21 protein-coding genes and 1 pseudogene are annotated in these 22,600 nt (G+C 64.4%); 7 read left to right on the forward strand and 15 right to left on the reverse strand.

The features are described from left to right. Nucleotides 1–51 precede the first annotated feature (51 nt). Entirely contained in the window at nucleotides 52–1,107 is a 1,056-nt protein-coding gene (locus AC1RMD_RS03870; RefSeq protein ID WP_492923816.1) for an AraC family transcriptional regulator, read from the forward strand. Between the two features lie 7 nt (nucleotides 1,108–1,114). Here AC1RMD_RS03870 and AC1RMD_RS03875 read toward each other — a convergent pair whose 3' ends face one another. Genes AC1RMD_RS03875 through AC1RMD_RS03885 form a run of 3 tightly spaced genes read right to left on the reverse strand, consistent with a single transcriptional unit; the run spans nucleotide 1,115 to nucleotide 4,919 of the window. Continuing rightward, the gene (locus AC1RMD_RS03875; protein ID WP_492923818.1) at nucleotides 1,115–1,981 is read right to left on the reverse strand and encodes an SDR family NAD(P)-dependent oxidoreductase; all 867 of its coding nucleotides are present in this window, start codon (nucleotides 1,979–1,981) and stop codon (nucleotides 1,115–1,117) included. Nucleotides 1,982–1,992: 11 nt separating this feature from the next. Next, nucleotides 1,993–3,510: an aldehyde dehydrogenase gene (locus AC1RMD_RS03880; protein ID WP_492923820.1), complete on the reverse strand. Its 1,518-nt coding sequence runs from the start codon at nucleotides 3,508–3,510 to the stop codon at nucleotides 1,993–1,995. Nucleotides 3,511–3,521: 11 nt separating this feature from the next. Then, a complete protein-coding gene (locus tag AC1RMD_RS03885) occupies nucleotides 3,522–4,919 on the reverse strand; it encodes a flavin-containing monooxygenase (RefSeq protein ID WP_492923822.1) in 1,398 nt (465 codons plus the stop codon). A 251-nt stretch (nucleotides 4,920–5,170) separates the two neighbouring features. Between AC1RMD_RS03885 and AC1RMD_RS03890 the strand changes: the two genes are divergently transcribed. Then, complete coding sequence (locus AC1RMD_RS03890) at nucleotides 5,171–7,597, forward strand: TonB-dependent receptor (protein ID WP_492923824.1); 2,427 nt, start codon at nucleotides 5,171–5,173, stop codon at nucleotides 7,595–7,597. Here AC1RMD_RS03890 and AC1RMD_RS03895 read toward each other — a convergent pair whose 3' ends face one another. Further along, a complete protein-coding gene (locus tag AC1RMD_RS03895; RefSeq protein WP_492924683.1) occupies nucleotides 7,598–7,915 on the reverse strand; it encodes an ester cyclase in 318 nt (105 codons plus the stop codon). It lies immediately after the preceding gene. Here AC1RMD_RS03895 and AC1RMD_RS03900 point away from each other — a divergent pair. Further along, nucleotides 7,904–7,951, forward strand: a pseudogene (locus AC1RMD_RS03900) (hypothetical protein); the annotation flags it as partial. The gene AC1RMD_RS03895 and the pseudogene AC1RMD_RS03900 overlap by 12 nt on opposite strands. After that, the gene (locus AC1RMD_RS03905) at nucleotides 7,952–8,617 is read left to right on the forward strand and encodes a LysR substrate-binding domain-containing protein (RefSeq protein ID WP_492924685.1); all 666 of its coding nucleotides are present in this window, start codon (nucleotides 7,952–7,954) and stop codon (nucleotides 8,615–8,617) included. It abuts the pseudogene before it with no gap. 172 nt (nucleotides 8,618–8,789) lie between these two features. Here AC1RMD_RS03905 and AC1RMD_RS03910 read toward each other — a convergent pair whose 3' ends face one another. The 8 genes from AC1RMD_RS03910 to AC1RMD_RS03945 all read right to left on the reverse strand — a co-directional run bounded on the left by AC1RMD_RS03910 (nucleotide 8,790) and on the right by AC1RMD_RS03945 (nucleotide 16,363). Then, nucleotides 8,790–9,143 (reverse strand): hypothetical protein, encoded by a 354-nt coding sequence (locus tag AC1RMD_RS03910; protein ID WP_492923826.1) that lies wholly within the window; start codon nucleotides 9,141–9,143, stop codon nucleotides 8,790–8,792. A gap of 63 nt (nucleotides 9,144–9,206) precedes the next feature. Then, complete coding sequence (locus tag AC1RMD_RS03915) at nucleotides 9,207–9,635, reverse strand: hypothetical protein (RefSeq protein ID WP_492923828.1); 429 nt, start codon at nucleotides 9,633–9,635, stop codon at nucleotides 9,207–9,209. 186 nt (nucleotides 9,636–9,821) lie between these two features. Next, nucleotides 9,822–10,058, reverse strand: a complete 237-nt coding sequence (locus AC1RMD_RS03920) for a type II toxin-antitoxin system Phd/YefM family antitoxin (RefSeq protein ID WP_492923830.1) — start codon at nucleotides 10,056–10,058, stop codon at nucleotides 9,822–9,824. Nucleotides 10,059–10,139: 81 nt separating this feature from the next. Beyond that, nucleotides 10,140–10,349, reverse strand: a complete 210-nt coding sequence (locus AC1RMD_RS03925) for a hypothetical protein (protein WP_492923832.1) — start codon at nucleotides 10,347–10,349, stop codon at nucleotides 10,140–10,142. A gap of 93 nt (nucleotides 10,350–10,442) precedes the next feature. Further along, nucleotides 10,443–11,552 carry a DUF5694 domain-containing protein gene (locus AC1RMD_RS03930; protein WP_492923834.1) on the reverse strand — a complete coding sequence of 370 codons (1,110 nt, stop codon included), beginning with the start codon at nucleotides 11,550–11,552 and terminating at the stop codon, nucleotides 10,443–10,445. Nucleotides 11,553–11,566: 14 nt separating this feature from the next. Then, nucleotides 11,567–13,129, reverse strand: coding sequence for an FGGY-family carbohydrate kinase (locus AC1RMD_RS03935; protein ID WP_492923836.1), 1,563 nt, complete (start codon nucleotides 13,127–13,129; stop codon nucleotides 11,567–11,569). A gap of 31 nt (nucleotides 13,130–13,160) precedes the next feature. Next, complete coding sequence (locus AC1RMD_RS03940) at nucleotides 13,161–14,762, reverse strand: glycerol-3-phosphate dehydrogenase/oxidase (protein WP_492923838.1); 1,602 nt, start codon at nucleotides 14,760–14,762, stop codon at nucleotides 13,161–13,163. After that, entirely contained in the window at nucleotides 14,759–16,363 is a 1,605-nt protein-coding gene (locus tag AC1RMD_RS03945; protein WP_492923840.1) for an FAD-binding oxidoreductase, read from the reverse strand. Before AC1RMD_RS03945 ends, AC1RMD_RS03940 begins: the two co-directional genes overlap by 4 nt. A gap of 122 nt (nucleotides 16,364–16,485) precedes the next feature. Here AC1RMD_RS03945 and AC1RMD_RS03950 point away from each other — a divergent pair, with 122 nt between their 5' ends. Beyond that, a complete protein-coding gene (locus tag AC1RMD_RS03950) occupies nucleotides 16,486–17,505 on the forward strand; it encodes an AraC family transcriptional regulator (RefSeq protein ID WP_492923842.1) in 1,020 nt (339 codons plus the stop codon). On the opposite strand, the gene AC1RMD_RS03955 is transcribed toward AC1RMD_RS03950, so the two are convergent. The 3 genes from AC1RMD_RS03955 to AC1RMD_RS03965 are packed head-to-tail and all read right to left on the reverse strand — an operon-like array spanning nucleotide 17,502 to nucleotide 19,955. Further along, a complete protein-coding gene (locus AC1RMD_RS03955) occupies nucleotides 17,502–17,942 on the reverse strand; it encodes a hypothetical protein (RefSeq protein WP_492923844.1) in 441 nt (146 codons plus the stop codon). The genes AC1RMD_RS03950 and AC1RMD_RS03955 overlap by 4 nt on opposite strands. Nucleotides 17,943–17,960: 18 nt before the next feature. After that, the gene (locus AC1RMD_RS03960; protein WP_492923846.1) at nucleotides 17,961–18,485 is read right to left on the reverse strand and encodes an SRPBCC family protein; all 525 of its coding nucleotides are present in this window, start codon (nucleotides 18,483–18,485) and stop codon (nucleotides 17,961–17,963) included. A 33-nt stretch (nucleotides 18,486–18,518) separates the two neighbouring features. After that, a complete protein-coding gene (locus AC1RMD_RS03965) occupies nucleotides 18,519–19,955 on the reverse strand; it encodes a cytochrome P450 (RefSeq protein ID WP_492923848.1) in 1,437 nt (478 codons plus the stop codon). Nucleotides 19,956–20,036: 81 nt separating this feature from the next. Between AC1RMD_RS03965 and AC1RMD_RS03970 the strand changes: the two genes are divergently transcribed. Both AC1RMD_RS03970 and AC1RMD_RS03975 read left to right on the forward strand, forming a co-directional pair. Continuing rightward, nucleotides 20,037–20,429 (forward strand): VOC family protein, encoded by a 393-nt coding sequence (locus AC1RMD_RS03970; protein ID WP_492923850.1) that lies wholly within the window; start codon nucleotides 20,037–20,039, stop codon nucleotides 20,427–20,429. A gap of 132 nt (nucleotides 20,430–20,561) precedes the next feature. Further along, complete coding sequence (locus AC1RMD_RS03975; RefSeq protein ID WP_492923852.1) at nucleotides 20,562–22,598, forward strand: M13 family metallopeptidase; 2,037 nt, start codon at nucleotides 20,562–20,564, stop codon at nucleotides 22,596–22,598. The last annotated feature ends 2 nt before the right edge of the window (nucleotides 22,599–22,600 follow it).

Raw genomic sequence — 22,600 nt, forward strand, 5'->3', positions numbered from 1 at the left:
CCACGCGCGGCGATCCATACTATGCTGGCTGCATCTTCAAAAGGAGCACCCGTGAAGGCGAAGTCCCACCACCCCGATGCCGATGCCGACGTACCGCCCCACGTGATCCGCCAGGTGCTGCAACTGGTGGCCAGCCGCGGACACTCGCCCGAACGCCTGTGCAAGGGCCTGGGCTTCACGCCCGAGAACCTGTGCGACGCCAACTTCCGCGTCTCGTATCGCCAGACCAGCCAGCTGGTCAAGCGCGCCATGCAGCGCTGGGGCGACCCGGCCATCGGCATCGCCACCGGCGCCCGCCAGACCGTGGTCTGTTTCGGCCTGCCGGGCCTGGGCATGCTGACCTGCGCCACGCTGGGCGAGGCGTTCCACTACCTGATCCGGCACCAGCGCGCGGCCGGCGCCTTCACCGTCAATGAACTCGGAGTCCTCGACGAGCACCACTTCGTCGCCGAGGTCACGACCCGCTTTCACGATCCCGAGCTGGAGCCATTTTTCATCGAGGAGATTTTCGTCAGCAGCGTCGAAGTCTCGCGCGCGCTGGTCGGCTCGCACTTCCGCCCGGCGCGGCTGGAGCTGCGCTACCCGCGCCCCGCCTATGCCAGCGCCTACAACGAGTACTTCCGCTGCCCGGTGGTGTTCAACGCGCCGTTGAACCGCTTGATCTGCGACATGGCCTGGTTCCACTGCCCGCTGCCCACCCACGACCGCTACATGCAAGCCACGCTGCAAGCGCAGATCGACCAGCTGCTGGCCGTCGACCAGCCGCGCAACGACCTGGTGGAATCGATCATGAACCTGCTGCGGGCCTCGGTCGACGAAGTGCCCGGCCTGGCCGCGATCGGCGCAGCGCTCAATCTCAGCGAACGCACGCTGCGCCGCCGTCTGTCGGACCTGAACACGTCCTACCAGCGCCTGGTCGACCAGGTGCGCTACGAATGCGCGCTCGACCTGCTCAAGCGCAGCGACATGCCGCTGGTGGAAATCGCCATGGCCACCGGCTTCACCGACGCGCGCAACTTCCGCCGCGCGTTCAAGCGCTGGTCCGGCATGCTGCCGAACCAGGTACGGCAAGGCGCCGTCGCGCCACGCCTGAACGCCTGGGCCTAGGCCCTCGTCAGGACAACTCCCACTTCCCTTCCCGGGACACCGCCAGCCCGCGCTTGCGCAGCGACTCCAGGTAGCGCGCATGGCCGCGCACTCCCTTCTTGCGGAACATCGGTATCAATCGCGGCAGAAAATTCGGCGCCAGCATCGCCAGCCGCACCGACCATGACTCGCTCCAGCGCGGATAGCGCTCCAGGCAGGGCCGGTCCAGCATCAGCATCACCTGCCGCGCCACGTCCGCCGGCTGCTGCGGCGGATCCATGAACTGCAAGGTGTTGCCGCCTTCGACCGCCTCGCGCATCAGCATCGGCGTCTCCGTGGCCGAGGGCAGCACGTTGCCGACATGGACCCCGTGCCGCTCGCGGTCCATGCCCAGGCACAGCATGGCGCCGCGCAGGCCGAACTTGGTGGCCGAATAGACTCCGGTCTCCGGCAGCGGGAAGATGCCGCCCAGGGACACGGTGTTGATCACGCGACCGTCGCCGCTGCGTTGCAAGGCGGCGAAGGCCAGCCGCGTCAGCACGATCGGCGACAGCAGGTTGATGTTCAGCTCCGCCAGGATGTTATCCACCGGCCTATCCTCGAAGTGCCCGGTGCCGGTGATGGCGGCGTTGTTGACCAGGATGTCGAGCCGCCCATAGCGCGCCTGCACGAAGGCCAGCAAGGCGGCCAGCTTGTCGAAATCGGTCAGGTCGACCGCCACGCCCACCGCCGCCGCCCCCAGCTCGGCGGTGGCGCGGTCCAGCGCCGCCTGGTTATGATCGGCCAGCACGCAGATGATGCCGCGCTCGATGAAGCCACGGCAGATCTCGCGGCCGATGCCGCCGGCGCCGCCCGTGATGAGGGCGATCCGGCCGCCCTTCGATGTTGTAGCCATGTGTATTCCTCTCAAATGTTGATGCCGCCGGCCGCGCCCAGCTGCATCCAGATGGTCTTGGTCTCGGTGTACTGGTCGTGCGCCATCAGCGACTTTTCGCGTCCGCCGAAGCCGGACTCCTTGTAGCCGCCGAACGGCACGCCGGTGTCGCCCTCGGAGAAGCAGTTGACCGACACGGTGCCGGCCCGTATCGCCCGCGCCACGCCGTGCGCCGCATCCAGGTTGCTGGTGTAGACCGAGGACGCCAGGCCGTAGTTGGTGTCGTTGGCCATCGCCACGCCCTCGGCCAACGTATCGAAGCCCAGCACCGACAGCACCGGCCCGAAGATCTCCTCGCGGGCAATGTTCATCCCCGGCTGCACATTGTCGAAGATGGTCGGCTCGACAAAGCTGCCGCCAGACTCGCGCCGCACCTGCGCACCGCCGTGCACCAGCGCCGCGCCCTGCGCCTTGCCGCCGTCGATGTAGGCCAGCACGCGCTGCATATGGCCAGGTTCGATCAACGCCCCCACCCGCGTGGCCGGATCGAGCGGATCGCCGACCCGCCACTCGTCGAACGCGCCCTTCACCAGCTCCAGCAGCTCATCCTTGCGCGAACGGTGCACGATCAGGCGCGAACCGGCGCTGCAGTTTTCGCCCTGGCAGAACAGCGCCCCGGTGGCCACCTGCTGCGCCACGCGCGGCAGGTCGGCGGCGTCGGCCAGCACCAGCGCCGGGCTCTTGCCGCCGCATTCGAGCACCACCCGCTTCAGGTTCGACTCGGCCGAGTATTTCAGGAACAGCCGCCCCACCTCGCCCGAACCGGTGAAGCTGATGCAGTCGATGGCGCGGTGCCGGCCCATCGCCTGCCCCACCGTCTCGCCGTAGCCCGGCACGATATTCAGCACGCCCTCCGGCAGGCCCGCCTCCAGCGCCAGGCGGCCCAGCATCAGCGCCGTCAGCGAGGTCTGCTCGGCGGGCTTGATCACCATCGAATTGCCGCTGGCGAGCGCCGGGCCGATCTTCCAGCCGGCCAGATACAACGGGAAATTCCACGGCAGGACCGCGCCCACCACGCCGATCGGCTCGCGCACGATCATCGCCACCACATCGGGCGCGGTCGGCGCCACCTGGTCGTACAGCTTGTCGGCCGCCTCGGCATGCCAGCGCAGGCTCTCGATCATGTCCGGCAGGTCGGCCCCCAGCGCATCGCGTATCGGCTTGCCGGAATCGAGGCTCTCCATCAAGGCCAGCGTTTCCAGGTTGGCCTCGACTAGGTCGGCCAGCCGCAGCAACACCTTCTTGCGATGCTTGGGCGAGGCCCCCGACCAGTGTCCGCGTTCGAAGGCCAGGCGCGCCGCGCTGACCGCGTCGTCCACCTCGACCGCGCCGCAGCGGGCGATGCCGGCCAGCCGCCGCCCGGTGGCGGGATTGATGGAGTCGAACTCCTCGGCCGATACGGCGTTGACGAAACGGCCGCCGATCAGCGCGCGGGTTTCAAAATCCAGCTGCGTCGCCTGTTGCTGGTAGTACTGCACTGTCTTGTCCACGGGTGTTCCTCTCAAGCTGCCGCGCGCAGCGCAGGCGATGGTTGCGCCGCCGCCTTGGTGCGCAAATGGTCGTAATAGGTTTCGCTCAGTTCCGGCCAGCCCATCTTCTTGCGCAGCTGCTTCAGGTAGGACTTGAGCGCATGCGCCTCCAGATACACCTCGTGCCGCTGCGACTTGACGAATTTCAGGCCGCCCGACAGGTCCGGATCATCCTCGGCGATCAGCGCGTCGAAGCGGCTGGCGCCACCGGGGTTGTCCAGCTGGTCGCGCAGATAGGCGGCGATCATGAAGGCTTCCGTGTCGAACAGCTTGTAGGCGCTGGAATTGGTTTCGACATAGCCGATGCCGAACAGGTTGTGGTGGTCGCGGCTGAACATCGACAGGTAAAGCTGCGGCCTGCCACCGCGCCACTCGAAATAATCGGCCGCGTATTTGCAGCTCCACTTGTAGCCGGTGGCGTAGATCACCAGGTCCAGCTGCTCGCGGCTGCCGTCCTTGAAGACCACGTCGTCGCCGTCGTAGTAGGCGATGTCCGGCTTGACGGCGATGTTGCCGTGCTGGAGATTGTGCAGCAGCTGTGAGTTGAGCAGCGGATGGCTCTCGAACAGGCGGTGGTCCGGCTTGGGCAGGCCGAAGCGGGTCAGGTCGCCGGTGAACATCTTCAGCAGCAGGCCCATGACCGGCCGCGCGATCCACATCGGCAGGTGCGGGCCGCTCTCGCTCACCTGGTCGGCCGGCAGGCCAAACAGATGCTTGGGGATGAAGTGGTAGCCGCGCCGCAGGCTGATGAAAGCCTGGTCGGCGCGCGCCGCCGCGTCGCAGCCGATGTCCGCGCCCGAGTTGCCGGCGCCGACGATCATCACCCGTTTGCCGGCGAATTCGTCGCTGCTCTTGTAGGTGACGGAGTGGCGGATCTCGCCGTTGAACTGGCCCTTCAGCTCCGGCATATTGGGGTCCCAGTTGCAGCCGGTGGCGCAGATGACGGCGCGATATCGGCGCCGGCTGCCGTCGCCCAGCGTTACCAGCCAGGTGCCGCCGTCTTCCTTGTGCACGTTGCGCACCGCCGTGTTGAAACGGATCGCGCCGCGCAGGCCGAAGGCGTCGGCATAGCTGCGCACATAGCTCAGTATCTGCTGGTTGGTCGGATAGTCGGGGAAGGACTTCGGCATCGGGAAGCCGATGAATCCCGACAAATCGCGCGACGAAATGAAGTGGGCCGATTCATAGATCGGGCTGCCGGGATTGCTCATGTCCCAGATCCCGCCCACGTCCGAATGGCGCTCGAACTGCTCGTACGCCAGCTTCATGCCCTTCAACGCCCGCGCCGCCGACAGGCCGCCGGGCCCCGCCCCCACCACGCACACCGCGTTGCCGCAATCGATAATTTTATCCGTCTGTTGGTCCGCCATGTTCACTCTCCCATTTTATGAAATTACAGGATTCATTGTGCAAACAAAGGCGGCGGTGCACGGGGGCCAAAAGGACAGGCAGGGAGCAATTCCGGCCAAGGCGGCCCCACGGGCGGCCCAGCAACACCGGGGCCGGCTTGGCCTCGCCGGCATCCCCGGCTGTCCGATCCAGCCCCCCTCGCCGTCCGGCGCGCGTCTACAGTCCGTTCGCAAGCCAGCAAAAAAACACATCCATTAACCCGGGAGATATCGTGAAGACACCAGCAACACAGCCACCGTCCAGCCGCATGCGCATCCTCGCGCGCCACATCGCCATTGCCTTCGCCGGCGGCGCGACGCTCGCCGCGCACGCCGCCAGCGACGACATACAGAAAGTGGTCGTCACCGCGCAATCGCGCTCGCAGTCGGCGCAGGACGTGCCGATCTCGATGGAGGTCGTCACGGCCAAGGATATCCAGAACCTGGGCGCCAAAAACCTCGGCGACCTGACCGGCTACCTGCCCGGCCTCCAGGTGGACGCCACCCAGGCCACGCAACCGGTGTTCGGCATACGCGGCGTGCAGCCGGGCGATTTCGGCATCGGCACCGACACCCCGGTCGGCATCTACGTGGACGGCGTCTACACCGGCAAGACCGGAGGCGCCCTGATGAACTTCATCGACATCCAACGGGTCGAGGTGCTGAAAGGGCCGCAAGGGACTCTGTTTGGCCGCAACAGCGCCGCCGGCGCGATCTCCGTCGTCACCAATGAGCCGGACGAAAATTTCGACATGGCCGGCCACATCAAGGTCGGCAACGACAACCGCGTCAACCTGGACGCGATGCTCAATCTCCCGTTGGGGAAGGACACGGCGGCGCGCCTGGTGGTGGTGCGTGCAGCGAGCGATGGCTGGGTGCGCAACGCCACCACCGGCACCCGCACCGGCGGCGACAACTCGTGGGCCACCCGACTGTCGCTGAAGCAGAAGATCAAGGACGCCACGCTCAACCTCTCATGGGAACACGAGCAACTGCGCCAGCACGGCTGGCCGGCGTTCGGCGTGATCAAGGACCCTGCGCTGCCACAGGGCGGCTACACCGGCGTCTATGATGCCGCCTACATCGCCAACTTCGTCGATCCGCGCAAGGCGCCGCTGGAGAACGACACCGACGGCCGCGAGCGGCGCGTGTTCGACGGCGTCACCCTGCGCGCCGAAGTGCCGCTGGGCGGCGTGACGCTGCGTTCGACCACCGCCTTCCGCACCTTCTCCTCATCCAACCTGACCGACAACGACGGCGCCAGCCGGGCCGACTTCCGGCTGTCCACCGACGATCACAAGAACGCTTACAACTGGCAGCAGGAGTTCAAACTGTCCGGCAAGACCGATAAGCTGGATTGGATCGCCGGCGTCAGCTTCTACGACAACCGTGAGCGCCAGACCTCTTCCGCCATCGTCAATACGGCGACGCTGGACACCATCAGCCGGATGCAAGGAGGCGCCGCCGATTTCGCCACGCTGTACGCCGGCCTGGAGCAAGCCGGCGTGCCCGGTATCGACGGCTCGTCGAATTTTTCATGGGGCGAGAACACCTACCCCAAGCTGCGCAGCCGCGCCGTGTCGGTCTACGAGGACATCATCTGGCACGTGACGCCGAGCACCAACCTGACCACCGGCGTGCGCTGGAGCCGGGACCGCAAGACAATGCAGTGGTACGTGCCAGCGCGCCAGTCGCCGGAACTCGACGCCCTGCTCAACACCTACGGCCCAGCTGCAGGGCTGGACGCGACATCGCTACCGGCCAACGTGGTGTTCGGCGCGGCGGGACAACTGGCCGCCGCGCCGGTCAACGCCTCGCACAGCTGGAGCGACTGGAGTCCGCGCGTGGTGCTGGACCATAAGCTGACTGGCGATCTGCTGTTGTTTGCATCGCTGTCGCAAGGCTACCAGGCCGGTGGCTTCAACGTCTTCACCCCGCCGAATCCGGCGTCGGCCGATGCCAAGGCGCGCGATCCGAGCTTCGCGCCCGAGAAGATGACCAACCTGGAGCTGGGTTTCAAGCTCTACCTCCCGAGCATCCGGGCCACGCTGAACGGCTCCCTGTTCGCCTACCGCTTCAAGAACCTGCAAGACATCAAGCTAGGAGGCACCGGCGCCATCTCGACCTACAACATCGTCAGCAGCGACCAGCAGGCCAAAGGGCTGGACCTCGACGGCCGCATCCGCGTCGCTCCCAACGTCACGCTGTTCGCCGGACTTGAGCTGATCGACCAGACCTATCATCGCTACCAAACCACCGGCAGCGACGGCACCACGCTGAACCTGTCCGGCCAGCCGGTCGGCACGCCCGTCTTCAGCGGCATGGCCGGCGTGAACGGCAGCTGGGAAGCGCCCGGCGGCAGGATCAGCGCGACGCTGCAAGGCAGCTACCACAGCAAATCGCGCTGCAACGACGACACCCGCGCGCTGCAATGCATGAACGCCCCGGCCTTCCGCACCGGCACAGCGGTCAGCAAGACGGACCTGCGGCTGGCCTGGGACGACGCCAGCGGCAAGATCGGCGTGGCGCTACTGGTCAACAACCTGTTCGACAAACGCTACGTCTACAACCTCGACGGCCAGACCAAGCCGCTCGGCATGCCGTTCGCCAGCATCACCCCGCCGCGCATGATCGGACTGGAGTTGCGGGGCAGCCTGTAGTTATTGCGCGGGGAGCCCGCCGATCTGCTGGAGCAGGCCAAGCAGATCCGGCTGCCCCAGTTCCTCGAGAATCTGGCCATTGGACATGCGATAGATATTCAACGCTTGCACGGCAATCTTCTTGCCGGTGGGCGGCACTCCCATAAAAGCGCCTTGATGAGTGCCGCGCATGGTGTAGCGGGCCACAATATTGTCGCCTTCTACTATCGGTTCCTCCAACGTCCATTGGATGTCGGGGAAAACGGAACGCATCATGTTGATGATCTCCAGATAGGCTCGTTCTCCGCAGCCGCCGACGCGCTGCGCATGTCGCCACAGCTGGTCGGCAAGCACATTCAAACGCTTGAGCAGCACATGGGGGTTCGCCTTCTGAACCGGACCACCAGGCGCCAGAGCCTGACCGATATCGGGCAGTCGTTCTACGAACGGGCCAGGATCATTCTGGCGGAAGTGGAAGCGGTGGATAGTCTGGTCGCAGAAACCCGTTCAGTGCCACGAGGCCGGCTGAAGATCAATGCGCCGGCCACGTTCGCCATTCACGCATTGGCGCCGAGGCTGCACGAATACCTGAGCGCCAATCGCGAGGTGTCGATCGACTTGACGATGACGAATCGCTTTGTCGATCTGATCGACGAGGGATACGACGCCGTTTTCAGAGTCGGCGAGCTATCCGATAGCGGCCTGATCGCGCGCCCCTTGGCCCCCTATCGACTGGTCCTCTGCGCTGCCCCCGCGTACCTGGCTACGCACAATCCCATCAGGACGCCGATGGATCTGCAGCAGCATGAGTGCCTCGGTTTTTCACACACCACGTTGCGAACCCATTGGCCATTCGACGGGCCGGAAGGACGCGTTTCGGTGCCGATTTCCGGGCGCCTCATGGTGAATAACGGTGAAGCGCTGCTTCCTGCCGCCGTTGCCGGCTTGGGGGTAATGCTACAGCCAGCGGAACTGGTGGAGGCAGAGTTGGAATCCGGGCGTCTGGTGCCGGTCTTACCGGAGTACAGCATTCCCACCTAGCCGATGCATATACTCTATGCGCCAGATCGGCGTCTCACCCCGAAATTACGGAGCTTCATAGACTTCGCGGTTGAAGTCTTTGGACCCAAGGTGTACTAGCTCCGACCTGACCTGACACAACGCGTCAGATAAGAGGCGGCTTCCGCCCCGTTGCTGCCAGTGAGCCCTACCGTCAAAAGTCGACAAATTTTGCCCAAATCATGCCTAAATACCCAAGCACAGCACCAATAAGGCTTGCGAGTGCAACGCCTTCAAGCGGCCAGCGCCATAAAGCGGACAAGATTAACGAGGCTATGACTCCGAATGATACCCGACCGATTGCGCAAGACTTGATCTTCAAGTCGGATTCCGGATCGAACGCGAGGATACCTCCGAGTAAAAACCCGAAACAGCCAAAGGAACCAATACCAAGCAATGCGCGCCGCCACGATATGTCCGTCCATGGTGCCGCATATGACAGCGCTGCGACAGCGCTTGTCATCGCAAAAAAGAGTGCCAGAATAAATGCTTTACGCAATGTGGTCATGATCGGGCTGTGCGAAAAAGTTCTTTGAGGAGCTGGTCAACGTCCGGAAGTGGCCGGATTCGGCTATTGGATTTTCTTCAAGTTGAAGTAGCCAAGTTTGCGGCTAGCGCCGATGCTTACTGCATTGTAAGTACCTTCGATATTTGATGCCTTTGACTTGCCAGACAAGAACAGATATCCATCGCATATTGTTGTTCGACCGAGTGTCAAGTTACCCCCAACAAGCGCATAGGCTAGCTGCCCAGCCAACGGAAAGAACGTCTCATCCTGAGCAGCCTTTTCCTCAACAATGACGCGCTTCCATGTACCACTCATGCAAGATTCGGTAGCAGCTTCCCCAACGAATCGAATCATTGCTTCGACCTTAATTTCGTGTTTCAGATCCTCTACCTGCAATCGCCACCGAGTATCCATTCCCTGCGCTTGGCCCAAAGCCATCACACCGAACGTAAGTACACTAACGAAAAATGTGTACGAAGAATAATTGCGCATTGGACTGACTCTTCAAGTTAGCTTGTGGCCGTTTTGGAATGGTGACTTTGATCGAACGTCGTCAATTTCCGAAAATTTTTCGAAGCACGAATAACAGTGCCGCACCAGCAAAAGCGCCGGCTAAGGCCATGCCGATATATTGCATCGCCAGTGCGTCAACCACACCAAACCATGCACAACCTCCGTTTAGCGGCGACCTTTGACACGCATCGCGACGAATTCGGCATCCGTGATTTTTCCCGTACGCGCGTTCTTGATCGCCGTGATCGCGTCCAACGTCTGCTGTTCAGTACCACTGGCGCTGGGCACCAGATCCGCAACCGGGGTGCCCCGGTTTGTGATCGTAATACGCTCCCCTTGCTGGGCCCGCTTAATCAGGTCTGCAAATTTCGTCTTCGCCTCATAGACTCCATATACGCGCATGACGCCATCCGATGCATTTCATGCAATACAATCTAGTCTATACACCCGACCAACTCCATGCAAGGCGATTTTAAAGCCAGGTCAATCGGGGTTATCGGCCCGCAGCCGTGCCACGAAAACCTGGGCGGCGCTGCGCAACATCGGCATGGCATCCTTTTGCGCCGGCGTCGTCGAACTGATCACCATCGCGACGCGTCCGTTCACGTTGAGCAGTTCGGTGTAAGCCTCGTCGTTCCACGTCGTATTCAGTTCACCGGCGAGACGACGAGCTTGTAGTGCACCTCGCCGCAAGTGCCCGCATAGTCCATCTCCAACTGCGTAGTCTGCGGAATATACGACGCAGTAACAGTCCGTAAGCGCTACTCATCGGCGTAGCGATGCAGTTTACTTCAGCACGCCGATCGTATCGACGATATCCACGCCTGCCAGCTGCCCCAGCCAGTTGTCGAACCAGGGTTTGTGCGACTCCCCCACGATAGAGAGCACGCGTGCGCCAGGACGCTCACGGAACGCCTCCCGGATGTTGGCAATCATGCGAAAGTTGCGGATTTCCCAGCCGGCCACCCACATCTGCGGGTAGCCTTCCATCGACCTGGCGCGCAATTGCGACCCCACATTGGCATCGGCATCCAGGCGCAACTGTTGCGGGTCGTTGATGAATCGATACAGCGGCAAAAGGTCTGCTTCCTTCCGCAGCGCCTGCACCCGTTTTTCCCACTGCGTCCATTGCGCCCCTCTTTGCGCCCAGGCCGCCTTGAGAGACCCGGCGAACGCTTTTCCGTCCACCACATCAATGTTGTCGCCGGTGTGGTCGTCTATGGCAACCACACCGGACAAGCCCAGTCGTGCCGCCAGGCGAGCGCCCACTTGAAAACCCTCTTCCTTGCGGGCGGCCAGCGATCCCAGTATGTCAACCAGTGCAGCATTCAAGTTGTCGTCCGTGCGGCGCTCGGCCTCGGGCAACTGCAACCATTGCACATAGGCCGAGGCGTGGTTGCCAGCGGCCAGATACAGGGCCGCCAGTTGACGCCTTTGCGCCGCAGTCGGTTGAACCGGCCACGTCTTGAGCGTCTTGTCCACGCGCGCAATGGCGGTGGGCAGATCCAGTCCGGTGGCGGCTTTCGCCACGTCCGTCGGGTCGCAGTTATAGGCAGAACCGAGTTTATCCGGGTGGCGCGCCAGCAAATCACACGCGAGGCCGGGTTCCTGTTCGATCGTGATGATCTGCGGCTTGAACGCCGCCAGCCGATCCAGCAAGTTGTTCAGCGAAGCAGGGTTGAAGTCATCCGGCATGAACCGCAGATGCACCGAGCCCAGTACGAGCACCTGCGCGCGTGGCCCTGTCATGTCACGATCAAGTGCCTTCAAGTCGACCTGCGCGTGCGCCAACAAGGGCAACGCCGCGGCCCATCCCCAGAACCATGTCTTCAATTTGCCCACGCTGTACCGCTTTCTGTATTGTGAAAGTTCGTCAAAGAGGCAATTGTAGGGCATACGGCGTCCGGAGTTCAGAGCTGTTCCGGATAACCCGTGATGTCGGCGATCTCCTGGTACATCGGCTGCAGTTGCTTGTACATGTTCAGGTACACGCGCCGATACAGCTTGTCGTAGATCTGCCGGTTGGCCTCGATCGGATGGAACACCCGGCCCGGCCGCGTCATCGCGCGCGTGGCGCTGTCGAAGTCCTTGTGCAGCCCCAGTCCCGCAGCCACCGCGATGGCCGCTCCCAGTCCCGACGTCTCATACACATGCGCGCGCGCCGCCGGCAGGCCGAAGATATCGGCCGTCAGCTGCATCGCCGCGTCGCTCTGCGAACCGCCTCCGGCCACGCGCAATTCCGTCACCGGCACGCCGCTGCGCTTCTCGATCCGCTCTCTTCCTTCGCGCAGCGCGTAGGCCAGGCCTTCGAGGATCGCCCGGTACATATGGGCGCGAGTGTGGACGTCGCCGAAACCGATCATCGCCCCCTTGGCCTCCGGGCCCGGCGTCTTGATGCCGGGACTCCAGTACGGTTGCAGCATCAGCCCCATCGAACCGGGCGGCACCTCGTTCACCAGCAAATCGAACATCGCCTCCGGCGACCTGCCCTGCTCCGCGCCGGCCATCTGCTCGAAATGTCCGAACTGCTCCTTGAACCAGTTCACCATCCAGTAGCCACGGAAGATCTGCACCTCCGTGCTGTAGGCGCCGGGAATGGCCGCCGGATAGGGCGGTATCAACGGCGTGACTTCGACATACTTCTTGGTCGTGGTGTTGATGGTCGCCGTGGTGCCGTAGCTCAGGCAGGCGATGTGCGGCTCCAGTGCGCCGGCGCCGATCACCTCGCAGGCCTTGTCGGCGGCCGCCGCCACCAGCGGCGTGCCTTCCGGGATGCCGGTCGCCTCGGCGGCGGCGGCGGTGATCGCGCCGATCACCGTGCCCGGCGCCACCAGCTCCGGCAGCATCTCCGGCTTCACCGCCAGCGCTTCCCATTTCCAGTCGCGCGCGCCGGCCCACTTGTGGCGCTTGTAGTCGAACGGCAGATACGCCACCTGCGAACCAACCGAATCGACATGCCGCCCGCACAAACGGAAATTGAGGAAGCCCGACAGCAGCAGATACTTGTCGGTCTTGGCCCATATCTCCGGCTGATTCTCCGCGATCCAGTTGATCTCGGCCTCGCGGCGAAAGTACTCGATGGTGCCGGAAACGCGCGCCAGCTTGAACGCGGTGCGCCACAAAAAGCTCAGCGGTTTCTGCTTGCCCACGCGGCGCTGGTCCAGCCACGTGATCGCCGGCCGCAGCACCTTGCCGTCGCGATCCAGGTTGACCACCGTGCCGCGCTGCGTCGTCACCGCCACGCCCTTGACGGCCGAACGCGGAATATCGGTCGAAGCCCACAGCTGCTGGCACGCCTGGCCTACCGCCTTCCAGTAGCCGTCGGCATCGTGCTCCGCCCAGCCGGGATAATCGGAGAAGTAAGCCTGCAAATGCACCTGCGCCTTGGCGGCCAGGTTGCCATTCAAGTCGAACAACAGCGCGCGCACACTCTGCGTGCCGTTGTCGATGGAAAGAAGGTATTGATCGGCCATGTCGCTCTAGTCTCGTAGTGAGTGCCCGTACTTATGCGGGCAAACTGTAGTGGGTATTCCATAATGCCAGATAGGCCGCCTGCTCGACATGCCAGCGCTCGTCGCTCCAGCCCAGTTCCGGCTGGCAGATGGCGCGTATGCGGCCGAGGATCTCGACGCCGCCGCCGCGCAACTGGATGCCGATGCGGCTGCGGCGCAGCAGCAGGTCCTCCAGCTTCTGCACCGACTCGCAACGGGCAGCCCAGCGCAACTGCGCCCAGATGGTCTCCGTGCCCGCGATCAGCGACAGTTCGCCCGGCTGCGCAGCCTCGATCAAGTGCTGCGCCCAGGCGCCGTAACGCCCTTGCAATCGCAGCGCCTGGCCCGCCGGCAAATGGCGCTGGTAGCGCAAGCGGGTCCTCGTGCCGTTGCCAAAGACCGGTTGCGGCTCCAGCTTGTCGCGCCAGTCCGGCAGCAAGGTGGCCGCCAGCTTGAGCGCATCCAGCGCGATCACGCGGAACGTGGTCAGCTTGCCGCCGGTGACGGTCAACAAGCCATCCTCCAGCCACAACGCATGATCGCGCCCTTCCTTCGACGGATCGGCCTTGCCGCTATCGATCACGGGACGCACGCCCGCATAGCTGGCAATCACATCGCTCTCCTGCAAGCCCAATTGCGGGAACTGGTCGTGCAAGGCCGCCATCAGGTAATCGACTTCGGCGCGCGTGATCGCCGCCTCGTGCGACAGATCGCCCTTGTGGTCCACATCCGTCGTGCCAACCAGTGTCACGCCTTCCCACGGAAAAGCGAACACCGGCCGGCCGTCCTGCGGATGCATCAAACTGATCGCCTGCGCCAGCGGCAAGCGCCAGGCCGGCAGCACCAGATGGCTGCCGCGCAAAGGCCGCAAGCGCGGCTTGGCGCCGCGCGCCGCCGCATCGCCCTGCAAGCGCAAGCCATCCGCCCACGCGCCGGTCGCGCTGATGACCAGCCGCGCGCGCACCTCATGCTGCGCGCCGTTCAATCCATCGCGTAGCCGCACTCCGCGCACACCGCCACCGGCTCGCAGCAACGACTCCACCGCCATATAGTTGATCGCGACGCCACCATGCTGCTGCGCCTCCTGCAGCACGCGCATGACCAGCCGCGCATCGTCCGTCTTGGCGTCGGTGTAGACCATGCCGCCCTTCAGCCCCTTGGTGGACACGTTCGGCGCCAGCGCCTCGAACTCGTCGCGGCCGAAATAATGGCGCGCCTTCAGCCCCGCCATGCGATCGTAGATCGCCAGCCCAAGCAGGAACATGCGCTTGCCCGGCTTGCGGCCTTCAAACTCGCCGAACGCGAAACTCTGCGGCTCCACCAAGCCCGCCGCCTGCTGCAGCAAATGCTGCCGCTCATGCACCGATTCGCGGGTCAGCGCAAACTGGCCTTCCTTCAGATACCGCAAGCCGCCATGCACCAGCTTCGACGAGCGGCTCGACGTACCCCAGGCGAAATCCCGCTGCTCCACCAGCAGCGCCTTCAAGCCGCGCCGCGACGCCTCCAGCAAAATCCCCGCGCCGGTGATGCCGCCACCGACCACGATCAGATCCCATTCGCGCCCCAGCACCTCCGTCAAGCCGGAACGCCCGCCGCTGCGCCACAGCGCCGTCATGGCAGCAGCTTCCCGGGATTCATGATCTGCTGCGGATCGAAGTGCGCAAACAAGGCCCGCATCGCCGACAAACCCAACTCGCCCTTCTCCGCCACCAGATACGGAGCGTGATCGCTGCCCACGCCATGCTGGTGGCTGATGGTGCCGCCGTTTTCCACGATGGCCATGCTCACCGCATGCTTGAGCGTGCGCCAGCGCGCCAGGTCCTGCTCATAGTCGCCGGACAGCCGGTACACAAAGGTCGAATAAACGCTCGCGCCCTGCGCATACAGGTGCGACAAGTGCGTGTAGGCGTGCACCTTCTCGCCATGCTGCGCCAGCGCTCCGGTGGCGGCCGCTTCCAGCGCCCGCATCATCGTGCCCACGCGCGGCCAGTCCACCGCCGTCTCCACCGTATCGATCGCATAGCCATGCTGCCAGGCCGCGTTGCGCAGGTAGACATTGCGGTAGCGGTTCTGCTTCCACTTGTCGCCCATCTTGCGGCCGATATGCACGCCGCCCTGCGTCGCCGTCAGCGCCAGCGCATCGCCCAGCGACGCCTTGGCCGCGGCCTTGCGGCCGCTCACGCCTATCATCAGCATGCACTTGCCGTCCTTGCAGCCGCGCCAGGACAGATAGCCTTCCAGCACGCCGATCAGCTTCTTGTGGCCGGCCAGCGCCAGCATGGTGGTCGTCTCCAAGGGATTCGACAAGCGCAGCATCGACAGCGACAACCCCGCCTGCACCACCTGCCGCACCGCCGTCTCCGCCGCCTCCCAGCTCGGGAAGAACACCGCATGGAAGGCCTCGTACTCCGGCAACGGCGTCACGCGCACCGTGGCCTCGGTCAGGATGCCCAGCCGGCCCTCGGAGCCCAGTACCATTTCGCGCAGATCGGTACCCGCCGCCGATGCCGGGAAGGTCGGAATATCCAGCGTACCGGCCGGCGTCTCCACCTTGCCGCCCTTGAACATCTGCTCGATGCGGCCATAGCGCAGCGACTGCTGGCCGGACGACCGCGTCACTACCCAGCCGCCCAGCGTCGAATACTCGAACGACTGCGGGAAGTGGCCCAGCGTGTAGCCGCGCGCGCGCAATTGCGCCTCCAGGTCCGGCCCGAACACGCCGGCGCCGAAGGTCGCCAGCTGCGATTCCGTATCCAGGTAATACATCTGCCGCAAGCGCGTCAGGTTCACCGCCAGCACCGGCTGTGCGCCGGCCGGCGCGGTCAAGTGCCCGGCCACGCTGGTGCCGCCGCCTTGCGGTATCAGCGCCACGCCGAACTGCTGCGCATAATCGATCAGCGCCCGCACCTGCTCGGCGCTCTCCGGATAGGCCACGCCATCCGGCGCCGTCTCGATCACGCCGTAGCGCAGGCGCAGCCAGTCCGGCAGGCTCTGGCCCAGCGCATTGCGCAAGCGTACCTCGGCCGAGGTATCGATCAACCCATCGATCAACGCATGCGGCGGCAACCGCGATGCCGCGATCCGCGCACAAGCCTGCTCGAACGCCGCATCCACCACCGGCGTGCCGGCGCCGACGCGCTGCGCCAGAAAGCCCAGCGCATCCTCGCTCAGCGCAAACTCTATCGTATCGTCACCCCAACCGTTCCAGCGTCTCATTGTTTTCCTGTCTGCGTAGCGGAGCGCTTGCTATACTGGCGCGCACCGAGTTTGAATGACAACAGAATAAGATAAGGAACCAACCTGGTATTGCGCTTTTATGACACACGCCTTGTTCGATCATGCCAAGTACGCCCGCTGACCTGTCGCGCCGCGTGGCCGGCTCCTACCTGCAGCCCCTGCTCGAAGCGGCGGCCGCGCGCGGCGTCACGGCCGCGGCATTGGAGCGCGCCGCCGGCATGGCGGCGGGCGCCCTGCATCCGCTGCCCGACTCGCTGCACGCCGACGACTACGTGCGCCTGCTCGACATCGGCGCCCAACTGGCGGCCGATCCGCATTTCGGCCTGCACGTGGGCGAACGGGTCAAACTGGGCACCTACAGCGTGTATGGCCTGATCCTGCTCAGCTGCCGCGACTTCGGCCAGGCCTTCGAGCAGACCATGCGCTACGAGCAGCTGGCGCACGACCTGGGCCGCTCCACGCTGACGGTGGCGGACGGCGTCGCCCACTACACCTGGCACAGCAACTACGGCCCGGCCCAGCGCCACCTGGCCGACAGCGTGTTCGCCGGCATCCGCGTGTTCGGCAACTGGCTGGCCGGAATCACGCTGCCGGCCGCGCAGCTGGCGCTGATGCACGATGGCGGCGCCGCCGAAGCCCGCGACGAATATCTGCGCGTGCTGGGCGCGATGCCCAGCTTCGGCGCGCCGGCCAACGTCGCCAGCTTCGACGCCGCCCTGCTGGCCTTCCCGGTGCCGAACGCCGACGTCAGCCTCTACCCGGTGCTGCAACAGCACGCCGAGCAGCTACTGCGCCAACGCGCGCAGACCGACAACTCGATCGCCCAGCAGGTGCACGCGGCCATTGTCCGCAACCTCGCGCACGGCCAGGTGCGGCTGGCGTCCATCGCCGATGAATTGAAGCTGTCGCCGCGCACGCTGCAACGCAAGTTGAGCGACGCCGGCGCGACCTTCCAGCAGATACTGGACCAGGCCCGCTTCGCGCTGGCCAAGGACTATCTGCGCCAGCCGGAACTGAGCCTGGTGGACATCGCCTTCCTGCTGGGTTATCAGGAACAGAGCGCCTTCAACCACGCCTTCAAGGAATGGGCCGGCGTCAATCCCGGCGCGTATCGAAGCTAGATCGCATTGCCCTTGACCCGCACGAACGGGCCTATGCACTTGTCCGTGCGCCGCTCCACGCACATCAGGAACATGTCGCCGCTGGGGTGGAACAGCAGATAGCTGGTGACGGCGCGTCCGACCTCGGTCACATCGCCGAGGCAATCGCGCTTGCCGTTATCCTTGACGACGGTGTCGACTTCCTTGTAGAAGCCCTGCTGGTCCGGCTGGTCGCTGATGGCGAAGGTGGACTCGGCCACCTCCTCATTGCTGAACACCAGCGTGGTGCCGTCGGCGCGGATGCGATAGGTTTCGCTACAGGAGCCGTCCGGCAGCGTGATGCGCCAGGTGCCGATGACAGGGTGGCTCTGGCGCAGCGCAGGCGCGGCGCCGGCCGGCGCCATCAAGACCGCCGGCATCGCCAGCATCGCCACCGCCCGCCTCAGACGCTTGTTCATGGCCCGCCTCCGCTCATGCTATTTTTCAGCCACCGCCTTCATGTTCGCCAGGCCGGCTTCGAAGTCCTTGCCGATCATGCTGTCCATGCTGACTACGAGGCCCATCAGCTTGGTCATGAAGTCGCTCGGGCCGGACATGGTCCAGCTCACGGTGGTCAGCTCGCCCTTGGTTTCCAGCGCAAACTCGGTCTGGCAGTGCGATTCGAACGGCTTCAGGAAATCGAGCTTGATGTCGACCTTGGCGGGCGCCAGGCCGGTGATCTCCATCCGCCCCGCGCCGACCTTGTCGTCGCCTTCCCATGCATAGATGGCGCCCTGGTCCTTGGGCGCGCCGCTGAAGGTGCGCTTCATGGCCGGATCCAGCTTTTCCCAGGGAGACCACGACGTCCAGTTGTGGAAATCGCTGATCAAAGGCAGGATCTTCTCCGCCGGCGCCTTGATGGCGATGGTGCGCTGCACGCGGTAACTGTCCGGCTGCATCGCGGCCAGGCCCAGCACGATCAATACCAGAACGACGACACCGATGGCGATCTTCTTCAGCATGACTTCTCCCTTTTTTTAAGATGCGGGTCTAGACTAGCATGTTTTTTTGATCAGTCGCACCGGCAATGCGCTCGGCGTCATCGTAAAGGTGAAGCGCTCCTCGACCGGCGCCGCACCCGGCACGCGCTCGATCGCGAAGTTCTTGACCAGCATCGACATCGCCATCTTGATCTCGGCCATCGCCAGATAACGGCCGGGACAGAAGCGCGGCCCGCCGCCAAACGGGAACAGCTTGCGCGCGGGATCGTCGCCGCCGCCGTGGGCGCCTTCCAGCCAACGCTCCGGCTGGAAGCTTTCCGGCTGCGCCAGGTCGCAATCGCGCTCGGACGACTGCCGCAGCAGCAGGAAGATCACCGTACCGGCCGGCACCAGCAGGTCGCCCACCACCGCATCGTCGTTCGGCTGCGCCGCCATGAAGGGCGCCACCGGTTTCAGGCGCATCGCTTCGCGGGTGGCGGCGTCGATGTATTTCAGGCGCTCCAGCAGATGGTAGTCGTCCAGCACGGCCTTGGAACCGAGGACCTGCTCCGTCTCGTCCGCCATGCTTTGCGCGGCCTGCGGATGGGTCGACAGAAAATCGATCAGCCAGGCCGTCGTGTTCGACGTCGTGTCCTCGCCGGCGAACACCATGGTGATCGCATTGCCCACCACCGCCTCGTCGGTCAGGCCGGAATCCGGCTCGTCGCGGGCGACAATCAGCGCTTCCAGCATATTGGATGGCTTCTGCCGCAGGGCCGGATTGTCCTCGATGCGCTTGCGGGCCTCGGCGATGAAGCCGAAGATGGCGCGCTGGATGCGCGCGGCGGCGTCGATGGCCTCGCGGTCGTCGGCCCGCTTCAGCATCGAGATACGCCAGTAGGCAAACGGCGACGTCAAGCGCTTGGCGACCAGCTTGAACAGGAATTCGATATCGCGCTGCAGCGGATGCGCCTCCAGCTCCAGCGTGTTGATGTCCTGCCCCATCGCCAGGCCGATGGTCACGTCCAGCGTGTAGGCCTTCAGGTCGCGCAACACATCGACCGGCTGGCCGGCGGCGATGGCGGCGTCCCAGCGCAGGCGCAGGCGTTCGGTCAACGCCGTCAGCGTGGGGAAGAAGTTGTGGATCACTTCCGGCGTCAGCGCCCGCATCACCAGCTTGCGCTGGCGGCGCCAATCGTCGCCCTCCGCCGTGAACAGCCCGCGCGTGCCGACCTCGTTCAGCATCTCGGCCGTGCGGCTGGAGCGGCGCATCGCGTCGGGCCGGTCGCGCAGCAGGCTGGCGATCAGCTCACGGTCCGACGTGACGATCAGCTCCTTGCGCATGATGCGGAACTTGTACATGGTGCCGAACTCGCGGCCCCAGTCCTCCAACGCCAGGTGCAAGGGGCGGCGATTGATATCGCGGACATTGCCCAGCAGCGGCCGGCCTTTCGGCCCCGGCAAATCGGCGAGGCTGCGCAGCTGCGGCGGTGCGACGGACGTCAGTTCCATGGTGTTCCCCCATTTGATTAAGTCTCCGCGTACACTATACCCCGAAATGTTGACGATATACTCACTTAAACGAGGAAACCGATGCTATCGCATATCTACGTGGGGATTAACGACTTTGAACCGGCGTTCGCCTTCTACAGCGCGGTGATGGCGGACCTGGGCACGCGCCTGCGCTTCAGCGACGCCGCCAAGCCGTGGGCCGCGTGGCAGCCGGCCGAAGGCGCGCGGCCCTTGTTCATTATCGGCAAGCCATATGACGGTGAGCCTGCGGCCTGCGGCAACGGCCAGATGGTGGCCCTGATGGCGCCGACGCGCGCCGCGGTCGACCGCGCCCATGCCTCCGCGCTGGCCCATGGCGGCGTGTGCGAAGGCGCGCCGGCGCTGCGTCCCCACTACCACGCCAACTACTACGGCGCCTACTTCCGCGACCCGGAAGGGAACAAACTCTGCGTGGTCTGCCACGACGCCGAATAGGCAGCACGCGGCGTCGCGCCGGCCTCCCATTTTGCTGCAATGCGGCAAGTTTTCGGCGGGTATAATCTTGCTTCGCAGGCTGGGGCACAACCACTTCACCAGCATGCACCAATCAAAATTAAAGGACTCCTCGTGAATCGTTCGCTGATCAGCGCCGCCTGCTGCGCCCTACTCGTCTGCGCCACCCCATCGTTGTACGCCCAGGCCGCAGCGCCGGTATCCGGCATCGATCTGAAAACCCTGGACCCGGCGGTACGTCCGCAGGATGACTTCTACGGTTACGTCAACGGCGTCTGGACCCGCAATACCGAGATCCCGGCCGACAAATCGACCTGGGGCACCTACATCGAATTGCGCGAAACCGCGCAAGGCCAGCTGCGCGCGGTGATCGACGCCACGTTGAAGAACCCCGGCAAGCCAGGCAGCGACGCCCACAAGATCGCCGACCTGTACACCAGCTACATGAACGACAAGGCGCGCAACGCCGCCGGTTTCAAGCCATTGAAGGCCGATTTGGCCCACGTGGCCGCGATCAAGGACAAGAAGGACCTGCCGGCGCTGTTCGCCTACCTGCAACGCAATGGCATCCAGACGCCGTTCTCGGCCTTCATTGCGGCCGACGCGCAGGATCCCGAGCACTACACCGTCAGCATCAGCCAGTCCGGCCTGGGCCTGCCGGACCGCGACTACTACCTCAAGGACGACGACGCCAAGCTCAAAGGCGTGCGCGCCAAATACCAGCAGCACATCGAGACCATGCTGACCATGAGCGGCGACAAGGATGCCGCAGCCCACGCCGTCCAGGTGCTCGACATCGAGACCCGCCTGGCCTCGGCGCAATGGACCCGCGTGCAGATGCGCGATCCGGTCAAATCCTACAACCGCGTCGCGTTCGACAAGTTCGACGCGCTGGCGCCGGCCTTTGACTGGAAGGCTTACTTCACCGCCGCCGGCCTGGCGCCGAAAGAATCGTCGGCCGTGGTGCGTCAGCCGAGCTTCTTCGGCGGCTTCTCCGAGACCGTGGCCAACGTGCCGCTGGACTCGTGGAAGAGCTATTTCAACTGGCGCATCATCGAAAGCTATGCGTCCTATCTGAACGAAGCCGCCGTCAAGGAGCGCTTCGCCTTCGAAGGCACGGTGCTGCGCGGCGTCCCGCAAAGCGAACCGCGTTGGCAGCTGGCCTTGCGCTTTACCGATGGCGCCCTGGGCGACGCGGTCGGCAAGCTGTATGTGGAAAAGTACCTGCCGGCCGAAACCAAGCCGCGCGTGATGGCCATGTTTAACAACTTCGTGGCCTCGTTCAAGGACGGCATCGAAAAACTGGACTGGATGGGCCCGGAGACCAAGAAGGAAGCCCAGCTCAAGCTGGCGGCCTTGAAGCCGAACATCGCCTACCCGGACAAATGGCGCGACTACAGCGCCATGAAAACCCAGAAGAACGACCTGGTCGCCAACGTACGCGCAGCGCGCAGCTGGAGCCGCCAGCGCAACCTGGAGAAGCTGGGTAAAACCGTCGACCGCGATGAATGGTCGATGACGCCGCAAACCGTCAACGCCAGCTACAGCCCATCGCTGAACGCGATCACGATTCCGGCCGCGATCCTGCAGCCGCCGTTCTTCAACGTGAAGGCCGAAGATGCGGTCAACTACGGCCTGCTCGGCATCACGTTCGGCCACGAGATCAGCCACGCCTTCGACGATTCCGGCAGCCAGTACGACGCCAAGGGCCGCCTGCGCAACTGGTGGACCGCTGAAGACCGCACCGCCTTCAAGGCGCGTGCCACCGGTCTGGTCAAACAATACGGCGCCTACAGCCCGGTGCCGGGCTACTTCATCAACGGCGAGCTGACCCTGGGTGAGAACATCGGCGACAATTCGGGTCTGTCGATCACCTACCAGGCGTATCAGCGTTCGCTGCAAGGCAAGCCGTCGCCGGTGCTGGACGGCCTGACCGGCGAGCAGCGCCTGTACATCGGCTTCGCGATGAAATGGCGCGCCAAGCTGCGCCCGGAAGCGGCGATCGCCCAGATCAAGAGCGATCCGCATTCGCCGGGTGAATTCCGTGCCAAGGGCACCGTGATGAACCAGCCGGGCTTCTACCAGGCCTTCGACATCAAGCCGGGCGATCCGATGTATCTGCCGCCCGAGCAGCGCGTGATCATGTGGTAAGC

Source organism: Duganella sp. GW822-FHT06D06, assembly GCF_058799615.1.

Excerpts from the sequence above, each read along its gene's own strand:
- AC1RMD_RS03935 (WP_492923836.1), bottom strand. The coding sequence starts at position 13,129 with ATGGCCGATCAATACCTTCTTTCCATCGACAACGGCACGCAGAGTGTG.
- AC1RMD_RS03970 (WP_492923850.1), top strand. The coding sequence starts at position 20,037 with ATGCTATCGCATATCTACGTGGGGATTAACGACTTTGAACCGGCGTTC.
- AC1RMD_RS03905 (WP_492924685.1), top strand. The coding sequence starts at position 7,952 with ATGGGGGTTCGCCTTCTGAACCGGACCACCAGGCGCCAGAGCCTGACC.
- AC1RMD_RS03950 (WP_492923842.1), top strand. The coding sequence starts at position 16,486 with ATGCCAAGTACGCCCGCTGACCTGTCGCGCCGCGTGGCCGGCTCCTAC.
- AC1RMD_RS03930 (WP_492923834.1), bottom strand. The coding sequence starts at position 11,552 with ATGCCCTACAATTGCCTCTTTGACGAACTTTCACAATACAGAAAGCGG.
- AC1RMD_RS03955 (WP_492923844.1), bottom strand. The coding sequence starts at position 17,942 with ATGAACAAGCGTCTGAGGCGGGCGGTGGCGATGCTGGCGATGCCGGCG.
- AC1RMD_RS03965 (WP_492923848.1), bottom strand. The coding sequence starts at position 19,955 with ATGGAACTGACGTCCGTCGCACCGCCGCAGCTGCGCAGCCTCGCCGAT.
- AC1RMD_RS03940 (WP_492923838.1), bottom strand. The coding sequence starts at position 14,762 with ATGACGGCGCTGTGGCGCAGCGGCGGGCGTTCCGGCTTGACGGAGGTG.
- AC1RMD_RS03885 (WP_492923822.1), bottom strand. The coding sequence starts at position 4,919 with ATGGCGGACCAACAGACGGATAAAATTATCGATTGCGGCAACGCGGTG.
- AC1RMD_RS03875 (WP_492923818.1), bottom strand. The coding sequence starts at position 1,981 with ATGGCTACAACATCGAAGGGCGGCCGGATCGCCCTCATCACGGGCGGC.
- AC1RMD_RS03920 (WP_492923830.1), bottom strand. The coding sequence starts at position 10,058 with ATGCGCGTATATGGAGTCTATGAGGCGAAGACGAAATTTGCAGACCTG.
- AC1RMD_RS03915 (WP_492923828.1), bottom strand. The coding sequence starts at position 9,635 with ATGCGCAATTATTCTTCGTACACATTTTTCGTTAGTGTACTTACGTTC.
- AC1RMD_RS03960 (WP_492923846.1), bottom strand. The coding sequence starts at position 18,485 with ATGCTGAAGAAGATCGCCATCGGTGTCGTCGTTCTGGTATTGATCGTG.
- AC1RMD_RS03910 (WP_492923826.1), bottom strand. The coding sequence starts at position 9,143 with ATGACCACATTGCGTAAAGCATTTATTCTGGCACTCTTTTTTGCGATG.
- AC1RMD_RS03945 (WP_492923840.1), bottom strand. The coding sequence starts at position 16,363 with ATGAGACGCTGGAACGGTTGGGGTGACGATACGATAGAGTTTGCGCTG.